The organism is Arthrobacter sp. E1SS-5 (assembly GCF_057073715.1).
This window is the reverse complement of sequence record NZ_CP172703.1, coordinates 4,120,560-4,133,815: the sequence shown is the minus strand read 5'-3', so window position 1 is coordinate 4,133,815 and position 13,256 is coordinate 4,120,560. Positions and strand designations below refer to the sequence as shown.

Here is a 13,256-nt window from a genome sequence, read left to right as displayed (position 1 = left end):
ACTGGGCCAGTCTGACGCTTGGCGGGCAGAATGGAGCTTAGAAGCTCAGCTGCGGGGTGACCTTGACCGTGTCGCCCGTGACGTCCAGGCGGGTGGTGAAGCTGAAGTCCACCTCTTCGTCCAGCGGATACCAGGCCCCGGTGAATGAGTTCTGCTGCAGCGCTTCCACCTTGGCCTTGCCGTCCAGGGGCGCCACCACCCAGCGGCCGTCGAACGGCTCAACCGAGACACCTGGGTATTCGGTCACGGTCCAGCGGATGCTGCCGTCCTGGACCCGGTTGTTGCTGGCGTAGTAGAAGGGGCAGTCGGGCTGCAGTTTCTGTTCCTTGTCGGCCTCGGCAGCGCAGCCGTCCAGGAACTCCCGGACTTTGGCGGCGACGTCGCTCTTCAGTTTGTCCGTGGCCTGGGTGAGCAGGTTGAGCGGAGCCACGGGGGCATCCTTGGAGGTGATCGTGGCGCGGGTGGCGGGAGCCGAGAAGTACTGTCCGTCCAGGGAAGCCTCGTACTGGCCGGGGTAGAACACTGCGAAGGAGTTGCGGCCGTTGGGCATGTTCACCGGAACCCCGTTGACCTGGGCCTCGTTGCCATTGACCACGGTGATGTCGACGGTGGGCAGCCGCGACGGCACGAACGCCCACGTGTTGAAGAACAGCCACTCGGTGCCGGTCTTCTGCAGCAGGAACTCCGTGTGCAAGCGGCTGCCGTCGATCGTGTAGTCCATGGGCACCATGACCTGGTTGCCTGTGCGTGGCTCCGGGTCCCCGATGCTGATGTTGGAGAGCCGGGACGCGGACGACTGCAGCCCTGGACCGTCCAGCATGGCGGCGTTGCTGGGCGGAACGGCGGCCTTCAGGAGACCCAGTGCCCGCCCGCCGTCACCGCTCTTCAGCGCGTCCAGGTACTCGCGGACAGGCTGCTGCGGGCTGGCCACAGTGTTGTTCACAACGTTGATGGCCACAACGGCTCCGGCGACGGCAAGCATGAGGCCCAACAGCCATCCGGCCGCGATCCTCACCAACGCTTGACTCATCTGCACGGTCTCCACAGTAACGTCAGTGCGGACGCACTCTAAAGTTGGTGTCTCCCCTAATCGGGCATGCAACACCTACGTAACGCCCGACAGCGGGGCCGCCGGGACAGCAGCAACAGGAGCCTGGGGCAGCGTCCAGGGACAGCAGTTGTCGCCTGGGAAACGCGGCTCAGCGACGACGGCGGCGGGACGAAGTGCCGAACACCCCGCGGAGCAGTTCGCGGCCCAGCTGCGTGCCCATGGACCGCGCCATGCTCTTCAGCCCGCCGCCCAATGCACCACCGAGGACCCCGCCCAGATCACCCATCATGCCGCCCGGCTCCGGCTGCCTGGGCTGAGACGCCGGCCTCCGGGTTCGCGGGGCCTTGGCTCGCGGCGTGGACTCGCGTGGCTCGCTGTAATCAGGGGTGTCGTACTGGACGTCGACATCCTGTGGCGCCGTCGCCTGCGGCGGCCTGCTGCTGGGCCGGCCCAGGATCTCCTCCTCGATCCTCCGGGCTTCGGCGTCCACGTCGTAAGAGGCAGGAGTCCCGGCGGAAGGTGCACCGGCAGGCTCTGAAGCTGCCGGCCCTGTGGGCGCCGCAGCCTTGCCGTTCAGCTTTTCGTACGCGGAAGGGTTGTCCACCGCAGTGCCGTACTTGCCCAGCAACGCGGACCCGGCAACCGTGCTCCGGACCAGCGCTTCCTCGCTCGGGCCCATGAGGGATTCCGGTGCGCGCAGCCGGGTGAGGGCCACGGGCGTGGGCGCGCCCTTTTCGTTCATGACGGTGATGACGGCCTCGCCGATGCCCGCCGAGGTCAAGGTCTCTTCGAGGTCGTAGTCGCTCACCGGGAACGTGGACACCGTGGCCTTGAGCGCCTTGGCGTCCTCGGGGGTGAACGCGCGCAGGGCGTGCTGCACCCGGTTGGCCAGCTGGCCCAGCACGTCGGCGGGGACATCCTTGGGCGTCTGGGTGACGAAGAAGATCCCCACGCCCTTGGACCGGATCAGCCGGACGGTGGTGGTGATGGCGTCAAGGAAGGCTTTGGTGGCCCCGTTGAAGAGCAGGTGGGCCTCATCCAGGAAGAACACCAGCTTGGGCTTGTCCAGGTCGCCGGCCTCGGGGAGGTCCTCGAACAGGTCGGCCAGCAGCCACATCAGGAAGGTGGAGAACAGCATCGGTTTGGTCTGCAGCGTGGGCAGCTCCAGGCAGGTGACCACACCGCGCCCGTCCGGGGCAGTCCGCAACAGCTCCGCGGTGTCGAACTCAGGCTCGCCGAAGAACTTCTCCAGCCCCTGCGCCTCCAGGTTCACGATCTCCCGCAGGATCACGCCCGCTGTGGCCTTTGACAGCCCGCCGAGTTCCTCGAGCTTGTCCTTGCCCTCGTCCGAGGTGAGGAACTGGATAACGGCGCGCAGGTCCTTGAGGTCGATCAGCTCCAGGCCGTTCTTGTCCGCAAAGTAGAACACCAGCTGCAGGCTGGATTCCTGCGTGTCGTTCAGTTCCATGATCCGCGAAAGCAGGATGGGTCCGAACGAGGTCACCGTGGCGCGGACCGGGACGCCGTTGCCGTCACCGCCCAGTGCCAGGAACTCCACCGGAAACGCCTTCCCCTCCCACGGCTGCCCGATGCTGTCCGTGCGGGCCTTGAGCTTGTCGCTGCCGACGGCGGGCGTCGCCAGGCCGGACAAGTCACCTTTGATGTCGGCCAGGAACACGGGAACACCCGCGGTGGACAGCTGCTCCGCCATCATGTGCAGCGTGACGGTCTTGCCGGTTCCGGTGGCGCCGGCCACCAGCCCGTGCCGGTTCATCATGGCCAGCGGCAGCCGCACCGGCGCGTCCTTGTGCAGTTCGCCGTCGATGATGGCGGCCCCCAACTCGATGGTGGCACCCTCCAGGGTGTAGCCCTTCTGGATGGTGGCAAGCTTCTCTGCTGTGGTTTTGGTGGCCATGGCGCTAGCTTAGCGGCGGCTGCCCTGTCCGCCGGGAGCCGGCGCGGGTCAATTAAACTGTCAGGCTTCAGCTCACGATGGGGAGCAGTGGCTGCAGGGCCGCGGCCTCCCCGGATCTGAACCCCTAGTCCGTTTCCGGGCCGTGGCAGTAGAAGCAGTCGCCGGTATCGCAGTCTTCCGCTGCGTCCTGCTCGGTTTGGTACTCGTTCATGTGGGGTCCTTTCAGTGGGGGTTTTATAGGTCAAGGCTGTGGCTGGCTAGAGGATGCCTGTAGGCACAAGCAGCGCCCATGCCATGGCCGGGGCAACCAGGACAACTGCCCCGGCATAAAACATGAGTTGGCGGTAGACGCGCTGCCGGTCGTCGTCCCGGGCATTGGCTACCACCAGGGCGCCGTCGGTGGAGAAGGGCGATACGTCCACAACCGTTGCGGCGACGGCCAGGGACGCGACCGTTCCGGAGGCGCTGAGGCTGCTGGTGGCCAAGAGCGGGCCGGCCATCGGGATGAATGCTGTGAGCAGCGCGGTGGACGACGCGAAAGCTGAGCCGACACCGATGACGTAGCACAGGACAAGTGCGATGAGCAGGGGAGCGCCCAGCGCCAGCGCCTGCTTGGCAAGCGTGTCGATGACGCCGACCCGCTGCAGCAGCGAGACGTAGGTAATCATCCCCGCCACGAGCAGGACAGTGGACCAGGAAATGCCTCCGATGAAGGTGCGGTGTTCTTTGATGTTGACCAGCGCCAGCAGGAGCCCGGCGGAGAGGGCCACGAACCCGATTGGCATGTGAAAGCCCAGGGTGCACACCAGCAGCCCCAGGATCAGGACCAGGGTAAGGACTTGCTGGCCATGGGGCCGGGTGACCGCCGCAGATCCTTGCACTACGCCGCCGCCGCCACGGGAATCATGCAGCCGCCGCATGAGGACGAAAGCGACGATCGTTAGCACCGACAGGATGAGGTTGAGCGCGAAGCTGGCGGCGAACAATGCCATCGGGGAAACCGGAAAGCCGTTCTTCGACGCGATGTTTTGGACCAGGACTCCCGCCACGGACAGCGGGGAAAAGCCGCCAGCGTGGGCGCCGTTGATGATGAACGCGCCCATGAGGACGGGGTGGAGGAGCGACTCGTAGGCGAAGCCCATGGCCGCCGGGGCGAGGAGCGCGACGGCGGCGGGAGAGAAGGTGCCAAGGGACGTCAGTGCGGCGGCTACGAGGAAGAAGACCCACGGCAGCAGCATGGTCCGTCCCCTGACCAGGCGCACGCACGTTTGGACGATGATGTCGATGGTGCCGTTCCGTTGGGCCATGCTGAAGAAGTAGGTGACGCCGATGATCGTCAGGACGATGGTGGCCGGAAACTCGGAAAGGATTTCGCTGTCGGTCAGCCCAAGCATGAAGTAGCCGACGCCGAACGAGGCCACCAAGCCCATCACGCCAATGTTCAGCGGCCACTTGGTGGCAACGATGAACATCACCACCAGGATGACGAGCGGGATGATTTGGGTGGCTGTCATGGCCTGCTCCGATGTGGTGGTGACCGCTGGTTTGGCGACGACGTTACCCCAAAACCACGGTTCGCCCGGGGCGTGGCACCCCGGGCGAACCGTCGTCGTATTCGATGTTCTGATGCGGGCGGTCAGTGTGCCAGGGCGGGCTCGGCCAGCTGCACCTTTTCCGCCTCGGTGGGCACGAAGCCCGCCTGGAGCTCGGAGCGGAGCTTGGCCATGTCCAGCTCGCCCTGCCACTTGGCGATTGCCACGCAGGAGACGATGTTGCAGACCGTGCTGGTGAGGGCGCGGGCCTCGCTCATGAAGCGGTCGATGCCAACGATGAGGGCCACGCCGGCCACGGGCAGGGTGGGCATAACCGTCAGGGTGGCCACCAGGGCCACGAAGCCGCTTCCGGTGACGCCGGCCGCACCCTTGGAGGTCAGCAGCATCATGCCGAGCATCAGCAGGATCTGGCCCCAGCTGAGGTGGATGTCGCAGGCCTGGGCGATGAACATGGAGGCCAGGGTGAGGTAGATGGCCGTGCCGGTCAGGTTGAAGGAGTATCCGGTGGGGACCACCAGGCCTACAACGCTGCGGTCGCAGCCGATCCGTTCGAGCTTGGACAGCAGGCGCGGCAGGACCGGTTCGCTGGAGGACGTGGCCAGGACGATCAGGAATTCGTCCTTGAAGTAGCGCAGGATCTGCCACAGGCTGAAGCCGGTCACCTTGGCCAGGATGCCTAGGCCCACCGCCACGAAGACGATGCAGGCGGCGTAGAAGGCAAGGATCAGCATGCCGAGGTTGCCGATGGAGTGGGCACCGTACTTGCCCACGGTGAAGGCCATGGCGCCGAAGGCACCCAGGGGAGCTACCTTCATGATGTAGCCGAACATGATGAAGAGCAGCTTGTTGAAGCTGTTGACCACGTTCAGGGCCAGCTGGCCCGGTGCGCCGAGCTTGCTGAAGGCGAAGCCGCAGAGCATGGCGATGACCAGCACGGGCAGGACCTCACCGTCGGCGAAGGCGCCAACGAACGTGGTGGGAATGATGCTCAGGATGAAGTCCACAGGGTTGCTGCTGGGCAGCTGAGTGGTGTACTTCTGCGCCACCGAGGAGTCCAGGTGCGTGGGATCGATGTGCATGCCCGCCCCGGGCTGGAACAGTGTCACCGCGGCCAGGCCCAAGGCCAGGGCGAGTGCGGTCAGTGCGTAGAAGAGGCCCAGCGACCGGATCAGGGTGGGGCCCACCTTCTTGGTGTCCCGCAGGGAGGTGATGCCTCCCACGATGGTGCAGAACACGATGGGGGCGATCATGAACTTCACGAGTTTCACGAAGCCGTCGCCGATCGGCTTGAGGGAGGAACCGAGGTCCGGCCACAGTGCGCCTACAACGACGCCGAGGGCGACTCCGATGAGTACCTGGACATACAGGTGTCCGAGGATGGATTTGATCTTCATTGAACAACTTCCTGGTTGGTGCGGCCCCTTAATAATGGGGCAAAGAGATGGGGGTTTTAGGCGGACAGCTCGGCGGCCGGGGCCACATCGATGTCTGCGGTGGCGATGTGGCGGGCTGCCCGGTGGAGGGCCACTTCGCTGACAGCGCCGGTGTCATCGGTGATGATCTCGGCGGTGATCACGCCGGCGGGCGTCCCGACCCGCAGCAAGCGGGGGGTTCCGGTGCCGGTGGAGGGCGATTGGCCCGCCGCGGCGGCTACCACCGATGACGGCTGCGAGGCCGCCAGGGCGACTGCCACCGCTGAGGTGAGGCCGATGGCCGGGTGCGGCGCGAGCATGGACAGCATCCGCACCCGCACGTCGTGGCTGCCGGCGCTGATGGTTGTTCCGTCCGCGGCGGTGTAGTCGCCGGCAGGAGCCACGACCCCGACTTTCGGGACCGCGTTCTGCGGCGGATCCTCGGGCTTCCGCAGCCCCATGATGAGGCCGGCTGATGCCCGTGCCGCGATGAGGTCCGGCAGTTGGGCGGCGAGGTTGTCCGTCATTGAGGAAAGATCGACGCCGGCCTGGTCGGCTGCGAGGAGCACGGCAGGGGCGCCGGCGTCCACCATCGTTGCGTCCAGTGTCCGGCCGTTCACTTGGAGCTGCTCCACCGGGTTGCCGGTAGGCAGGAGTGCACCGGTGTTCTGGCCCCAGGGGCCGTGGAACGAGAGGCTGACGGGAACACCGGCCGCGCTGCTGCCGGGAACCCGGGCCAGGCCGGACTTGGGAATGCGGCCCCGGGGGGTGGGAACCGCTCCGCTGAGGACCGCGCCGGAAGTGACGTGGCGCATGTGGACCTTGGTCATGCCGTCCCGGGCGGGAACGATGCCCGTCTGGACTGCGAACAGGGCTATGGCGGTGGCGCAGTTGCCGCAGTTGGAACCCAGCTCAACGGTGGGGTCACCAATCCCCACCTGGGCGAAGAGGTAGTCGAGGTCTGCTTCGCCGCCGGGGGTTGCCCAGATGACTGCAGCCTTTGACGTGGTGGATGTTCCGCCGCCCACGCCGTCCAGCTGCCGCGCATCCGCTGCGCCGAAAGCGGCTGACAGCAGTGCGGGGATGTCCTCGCGGGTGGGGGCGTGGAGGGCCACGTCCCTGGCATCGAAGAGCCAGCACTTGCTGGTGCCGCCCCGGTACCAATGTCCTTTGAGTCCCACTGTATTTCTCCCTCGTAACTTTCAGGTGCTCTACTTCACAGCACCTTGTACTTCTACGATCCGGGATGAGAGCCTTCAGCACAATCGCAAATAAATGGACAACTATCTACTTTTGCTAAACTCAGTGCATGGCAATCCTCGATCTCCACCGGCTCCACGTGCTCCGCGAGGTGGGCCGGTCCGGCTCCCTGACCTCCGCTGCGGCCGCCCTTTCCTTCACCACCTCGGCCGTCTCGCAGCAAATCGCGAAACTCGAGCAGGAGATGGGCGTGGTGCTGATCGAGCGCCACCCCCGGGGCGTGGTGCTCACCGAAGCGGGCCACGCCCTGCTGCACTATGCCGATGACATCGACAGGACCGTGGAAGCTGCCCGCGCCGAAATGGGGGAGTTTGCGGGCCTCCGGCGGGGCCAGCTCCGGCTGGGGACCTTTCCCACCGGCGGGGCTTCCCTGATGCCGGACGTGGTGCTGGCCTTTCGTGCCCGCCATCCGGACGTGGCCGTGACCGTGGTCAGCGCCCGCCGCGACGGCCTGCTGGAGCGGTTGCGGCGGCGGGAAATCGAACTGACGCTGCTGTGGGACTATCCCTGGCAGCAGATCGAGGACCCCGACCTGGCACTGGTCCGGCTGACCAACGATCCCACGGTGCTGCTGGTGCCGCGGGAGCACCCCATCGCAAAACTGGGCTCGGTCCGCATCGGCGCCTTGAGTGACCAGGAATGGGTGGTGCGCGACGAGCACCCCGTGGCCGACGTCCTCAGCCGGGTATGCCGGGACGCCGGGTTCGAGCCGCGGATCGCCTTCGCCGCCAACGATTACCAGGAGACCCAGGGCATGGTGGCCGCCGGCGTCGGTATTGCCCTGGCTCCCAGGCTGGCGCTGACCGCGCTCCGCCCTGATGTGGTGGCCGTCCCGCTCGCCGGGGCACCGAAGCGGCGCATCCTCCTCGCCCACTTGGAAAACCGGAGGCTGAGCCCCGCCGCGCAGCAGGCAACCAAGGTATTCCGGTCCATCGCCAAGGGCGCGGCTTCCTGACGAAGGCCGGTGCCGCCGTCGTGCATGGTCTTTAAGACGCCTACCGGGCAAGGGGACCGGCCACCAGCGCGCGGGCCAGGTCCATGAATTCGGCGTGCGTGACCGGAGCCGGGGACGCCGCCGCCGGGGCACCTACGGCGCGGGTGTTCCGGGCGATGGCAAAGCGGTCGCTGACGAAGCGGCGGTGGACGATGACGCTGCCGATGGCCGGCAGGACCAGGAGGAACTGGCCGTAGTTGCCCGCCGCCAGGAACGCGCCCTCCCATTGGGGGCCGGTTTCCCGGGGCAGCCACCACAGGTAGCCGTAGTCGCAGGTGCCGAAACCGGTGGCCGGCGCCATGTCCGCGCGCCTCACGTGCGGTGCCAGGCTTTCCCTGACCCACTCCCGGTGCACAAGCTGCCGGCCCTCCCATTGCCCGCCGGCCGCCATTAGCAGCCCGATCTTGGCCAGGTCCTGGGCGGAGAGGAAGAAGTGGTAGGCCGGAAAAGCGGACTTTCCGGGGTCGCCGAGCATCCGCTGGCGGCGGGGGTCGTAGTCGCTCAGCCCCAACGGACCGGCCAGGTACTTCTCGAACGCCTCGAAGACGGTCAGGCCGCCGGCCTTCTCGAAGATGGCGCCCGCGGCGTTGAAATCCCAGTTGTTGTAGACGAAGTACTGCCCCGGCGTCTTCGTGCCGCGTGGCGGAAAGGCGTCCTCATCACTGCCGGGGCTGGACGGTGGGTGGTAGACCCCCGACCGCGACGTCAGGAGGTGGCGGAGCCTCGCTGTCTTCTCGAGGGGGAGCAGGCTGCCGGTGTCATCGATCCCCAGCGCGCCCAACGTGTCATCCAGGCTGACAGTGCCGGCTTCCACCTGGATGCCGAAGAGGATGGAGAGCAGGCTTTTGCGCACCGAGGCGACGTAGCTGGCCCGGGCGGTGTCGCCGAGTTCAAGGACGGTTGCCCCATCCCGGAGGACCAGCAGGGCTGTGGTGTTCCGGGGGACAGGCAAGGCGGGGTGCGGGGAGGTCACGGGGCTCCTGGGGTATAAAAAACGTGCCTGGGGACCCGGCGGCTGCCGGGTCCCCAGGCACGGGAGGGATTTACTTGGTGTAGCCGAACACCTGGTTCCACTTGGCCAGGTCGTCCTTGCCGTAAGTGGTGGCGTCGCTGTTCTGCATGCGGTAGACCTTGCCGGAATCGACGGCGGGGAGGGTCACACCCATGACGGTGGGCGGTGCCACGTCGGTGCGGACCGGGTATTCACCGATCTGCGCGAAGACCTGCTGGCCCTGCTTGGAAAGGTTGTAGTTCATGAACACCTTGGCGGCTTCCACGTTCGTGGCTGTGCCCGTCATGCCCAGGTAGTAGTCGTAGGAGACCAGGCCTTCCTCCGGCACGATGAACTTCACGGGAGCCTTGTCCTGCACGGCCGAGATGTTGGTGCCGCTGATGGTGACCGTGCCGACGGCGACTTCACCGCGGGCCAGTGCGGTGGCTTCAGCACCCAGGGAGTCGTAGATCTTGGGCTTCTGCGCCGCATACTTGGCGAAGTAGTCGCCGCCCATCTTGGTTTCCATGAAGCGGTTCAGCGCAGCGGTGCTGCCGCCAGAGCCGCCCTGGACGATGCCCAGCTTGCCCTGCCACTTGCCGCCGACGGCGTCTGCCCAGGACTTGGGGGCATCAGCTTCCTTCACCAGCTGGGTGTTGTAGCCCAGGGTGTACACGGAGTTGAACATGCGCGTGAACTGGCCGCCGTCCACGGAGACGTCCTTGAGTGCGGAGGCGCCCGGGACGTCGTAGGCCTTCCAGACCTTGGCGTCCTCCATGGACTTGGCGATCCGGTAGTCGGAGGTGCGGATCACGTCGGCGCTGAGCTTGCCGGCACCCTGTTCGGACAGTACGCGTTCGGAGAGTTTGTTCGGGGTGAGCCGGACGACGTTGACCTTGATGCCGGTGTCCTTGGTGAAGGCGTCCACCAGGGCGTTTTCGGAGGAATCGGTGTAGCCGGAGTAGAGGGACAGGGTTTGGGTCTTGGCCTTCTCGTAGGTGGCCTTGTCCGCGATGGATTCGCCGTTGATCACCAGGCCGTTGTCGGTGTTCACGGCCGCGGTGGCCGTGACGACGCCGGCGCTCTGGGCGGCGCTTCCACAGCCGGTCAGGCTGAGGGCCAGGAGCACTCCGGCGGCGGTGAGGACGGGGAGTTTGGACGCTAACTTCATTGTGGGTGTCCCTTTCAAAGGTGGGGTGGAAGGTCAGTTCTTGGTCTTGCGTTCGCCGCCGACTTTTTGGGCGATGACGGCGAGGATTCCGATGACGAGGCAGTACAGGACGCTGACGGCGGCAGCTGCCTGGCTCTGGCCGTTGTCGAAGTTGTCGAACACGAGGATGGACAGGATGCGGGTGTTGGAGGTGAACAGGAAGATGGAGGCGCTGAGCTCACGCATGGAGAGCATGAGGAACAGCAGGAAGGAGGACATGATGCCCACCCGCATCAGGGGCAGGGTGACGTCCAGGACGGACCTGGTCCGGCCGGCGCCGAGCATCACGGCGCTGTCCTCGAGGTCCTGGTCCATCTGGAGCATGGAGGCGGAGACGCCGCGGTAGCCCTGCGGCATGAACACTGCCACGCAGGCGACGGCGAGGATCGCCAGGGTGCCATAGATGGGCAACGGAAGCAGCAGCCAGGTCCAGAGCAGTCCGATGCCCATGACGATGGCGGGGACGGCCAGCGGGGTCATGGCCACCAGTTCGATCAGGCGCCCCACCTTGGACTTGGTGCGGTACCGGATGTAGGAGGCGATGAAGCTGAGGGTTGTGCCGGCGAAGGCCGCGATCAGGGCCACCAGCACGCTGTTCTTCAGGGCGAGCTGGAAGTCGTTGGAGCCCAGGACCTCGCCCAGCTTGGCGAAGCTGAGGGCATTCGCCTCCAGCAGCTGGGACATCGAGGACACGAACGGGGTGGCCTGCATGGACGCGGCCAGCAGGGCGAGCATGGGCAGGACCACGGACACTGCGAAGTAGGCCAGGGCAATGATGGTGAAGGGCCAGCGCATCTTGCGCAGCGGCACCTGGCGGGGACGGTTGCCCTTGCCGGTCATGGTGGTGAACTTGCGCTTGTTGATGATGCGCTGCTGGATGAGGGTTACGGCCATCAGCGCAACGGTCAGGATGACGGCGACGCTGGCGGCCTGGTTGCTCTTGGCCGGTGTGGCGCTCATCAGGCGGTAGATATAGGTAGGCAGCGTGTCCACGCCGGCCGGGTTGCCGATGACCTGGGCCACGGGGAAGTTTTCCATCGTCAGTGCGAAGACCAGGACGGCGGAGCCCAGGATGGCCGGCAGGGCCAGGGGCAGGGTGACGGTCCGCAGCATGGTGCGCAGCGGTGCGCCGTGGACGGTCGCAGCCTCTTCGAGGTCGGCGTTCATCATCGACAGGGAGCTGTGCAGCAGCAGGAAGGCGTACGGGGCGTAGAAGATTCCCAGCACGAAAACCAGGCCCGGAAGGCTGTAGATGTTGATCGCGGCATCAATGCCGAGGTCCCGGAGGAAGATGTTGATGTAGCCGGCGCTGGGCGAGCACAGCAGGGACCAGGCCAGGGCGCCGACCAGGGCCGGGATGAACATCGGGGCCATGCCGATGAAGAAGATGAACTTCCGCCACGGCGCATCGGAGCGGGCGCAGACAAAGGCCAGGAACGCACCGATCAGCAGGGCGATGACGGCCGAGCCTGCTCCCACCATGAGCGAGTTGACCAGGGCCCCGAGTGCCTCCGGGGTGGCCAGCAGTGCCAGGTTGGACAGCGTCAGGCCGCCCAGGGAGATGCTGCCGGGCCGCGGGACGCTGTCGGAGAAGGCTGCCAGCAGGACCAGGGCGAGCGGAAGCACAATGAGGATGCCGAGGATGACCAGGACGATCAGGCCCGGCGTGTTCTTCCGCAGGCCCGCAAGGGTCCGGGCAGAGCGGTAATCCTTGGGTGCGGGCTTCGGTGCCGGGCGGGTCTCGGCCCGGCTGGTCGCTACGGTCTTGAGGCTCATGCGAGGACCTCTGCCGGCAGGATCTGGACTTCACGGGGGTTGACGGTCACCCAGACGCGGTCCCCGACCTTGTGCTGTTCGCCGCGCTTGAGCCCGCCCAGGGCGTCCAGCTCGGGCCCTGATTCCAGCTGGATGGCGTACCGGATGTCGTTGCCCTGGAATCCGGCCACCCGCACGGTTCCCGGCCACGAGTTGGGGTGTTCCGTTGGCGCGGCCGTGATCTGCAGGTCCTCGGCGCGGATGCACACCTTGGGGGAGGTGCCCGCATCGGCGGTTGCCTGCGCCGATTGGACGGTGAGCTCACTGTCGGTGATGCGTGCGGTAGTGGACCCCGCGGCCGTGCCTTCCGGGGTGCAGTCCATGATGTTGGAGACGCCCAGGAAGTGGGCGATCGAGGCACTGGCGGGCGCCTCGTACATATGCTGCGGGGCTCCCATCTGCACAATCCGGCCGCCCTGGAGCAGGGCGATCCGGTCTGCCAGTGCGAAGGCTTCGTGCTGGTCGTGGGTGACGTACACGCAGGTGAGACCCAGCTGGAGCTGGATTTCACGCAGTTCCACCCGGAGCCGGTCACGCAGGCGGGCGTCGAGGTTGGAGAGCGGTTCGTCGAGCATGAGCACGCTGGGCCGCATCACCAGGCTGCGCGCCAGGGCGACACGCTGCATCTGGCCACCGCTGAGCAGGCTGGCGCCGCGGTCTGCGTAGGGCTCCAGACCGACCAACGTGAGGGCCTCCATGACGCGCTCATCGATTTCGCTCTTGGGAAGCTTCTTCTGCTTGAGGGAGTAGGCGACGTTCTGGGCCACGGTCATGTGCGGCCACACGGCGTAGGACTGGAAGACCATGCCGACGTTGCGCTTGTTCGGTGGCAGGTTGATGCCCTTTTCGGAGTCGAAGACCACCACGTCGTCGATGATGATGCGCCCCGAGGTGGGCTCCTCCAGGCCGGCGATGCAGCGCATCGTGCTGGTCTTGCCGCATCCCGATTGGCCCAGGAGGACGAGCGCTTCGCCGTCCTCGATGTCGAGGTTGAGGTTCTCAATGGCAGTGAAGCTTCCGTACTTCAGCTGCAGGTTTTGAATGCTGATCTTCAT

At 66.2% G+C, this 13,256-nt stretch carries 10 protein-coding genes; 1 reads left to right on the top strand and 9 read right to left on the bottom strand.

Annotated elements, in window-relative coordinates:
* Positions 1 to 37 precede the first annotated feature (37 nt).
* The 5 genes from ACIGJD_RS19265 to ACIGJD_RS19245 form a co-directional block, all read right to left on the bottom strand.
* A complete protein-coding gene (locus tag ACIGJD_RS19265) occupies positions 38 to 1,030 on the bottom strand; it encodes a hypothetical protein (protein WP_483687531.1) in 993 nt (330 codons plus the stop codon).
* A gap of 169 nt (positions 1,031 to 1,199) precedes the next feature.
* Positions 1,200 to 2,966, bottom strand: a complete 1,767-nt coding sequence (locus ACIGJD_RS19260; RefSeq protein ID WP_483687530.1) for a helicase HerA-like domain-containing protein — start codon at positions 2,964 to 2,966, stop codon at positions 1,200 to 1,202.
* A gap of 257 nt (positions 2,967 to 3,223) precedes the next feature.
* Positions 3,224 to 4,480, bottom strand: a complete 1,257-nt coding sequence (locus tag ACIGJD_RS19255) for an SLC13 family permease (protein WP_483687529.1) — start codon at positions 4,478 to 4,480, stop codon at positions 3,224 to 3,226.
* Between the two features lie 122 nt (positions 4,481 to 4,602).
* Positions 4,603 to 5,913: a C4-dicarboxylate transporter DctA gene (gene dctA, locus ACIGJD_RS19250; protein WP_286400175.1), complete on the bottom strand. Its 1,311-nt coding sequence runs from the start codon at positions 5,911 to 5,913 to the stop codon at positions 4,603 to 4,605.
* A 56-nt stretch (positions 5,914 to 5,969) separates the two neighbouring features.
* On the bottom strand, positions 5,970 to 7,112 hold the full coding sequence (locus ACIGJD_RS19245; RefSeq protein WP_483687528.1) for a PrpF domain-containing protein: 1,143 nt from the start codon (positions 7,110 to 7,112) through the stop codon (positions 5,970 to 5,972).
* Between the two features lie 128 nt (positions 7,113 to 7,240).
* Here ACIGJD_RS19245 and ACIGJD_RS19240 point away from each other — a divergent pair, with 128 nt between their 5' ends.
* Positions 7,241 to 8,146, top strand: a complete 906-nt coding sequence (locus ACIGJD_RS19240) for a LysR family transcriptional regulator (protein WP_483687527.1) — start codon at positions 7,241 to 7,243, stop codon at positions 8,144 to 8,146.
* Between the two features lie 40 nt (positions 8,147 to 8,186).
* On the opposite strand, the gene ACIGJD_RS19235 is transcribed toward ACIGJD_RS19240, so the two are convergent.
* The 4 genes from ACIGJD_RS19235 to ACIGJD_RS19220 form a co-directional block, all read right to left on the bottom strand.
* Positions 8,187 to 9,158, bottom strand: coding sequence for a serine hydrolase domain-containing protein (locus ACIGJD_RS19235; protein WP_483687526.1), 972 nt, complete (start codon positions 9,156 to 9,158; stop codon positions 8,187 to 8,189).
* 70 nt (positions 9,159 to 9,228) lie between these two features.
* Positions 9,229 to 10,347: an ABC transporter substrate-binding protein gene (locus tag ACIGJD_RS19230; protein WP_483687525.1), complete on the bottom strand. Its 1,119-nt coding sequence runs from the start codon at positions 10,345 to 10,347 to the stop codon at positions 9,229 to 9,231.
* Between the two features lie 33 nt (positions 10,348 to 10,380).
* Positions 10,381 to 12,162: an ABC transporter permease gene (locus tag ACIGJD_RS19225; RefSeq protein ID WP_286400163.1), complete on the bottom strand. Its 1,782-nt coding sequence runs from the start codon at positions 12,160 to 12,162 to the stop codon at positions 10,381 to 10,383.
* The gene (locus ACIGJD_RS19220) at positions 12,159 to 13,256 is read right to left on the bottom strand and encodes an ABC transporter ATP-binding protein (RefSeq protein ID WP_483687524.1); all 1,098 of its coding nucleotides are present in this window, start codon (positions 13,254 to 13,256) and stop codon (positions 12,159 to 12,161) included. Before ACIGJD_RS19220 ends, ACIGJD_RS19225 begins: the two co-directional genes overlap by 4 nt.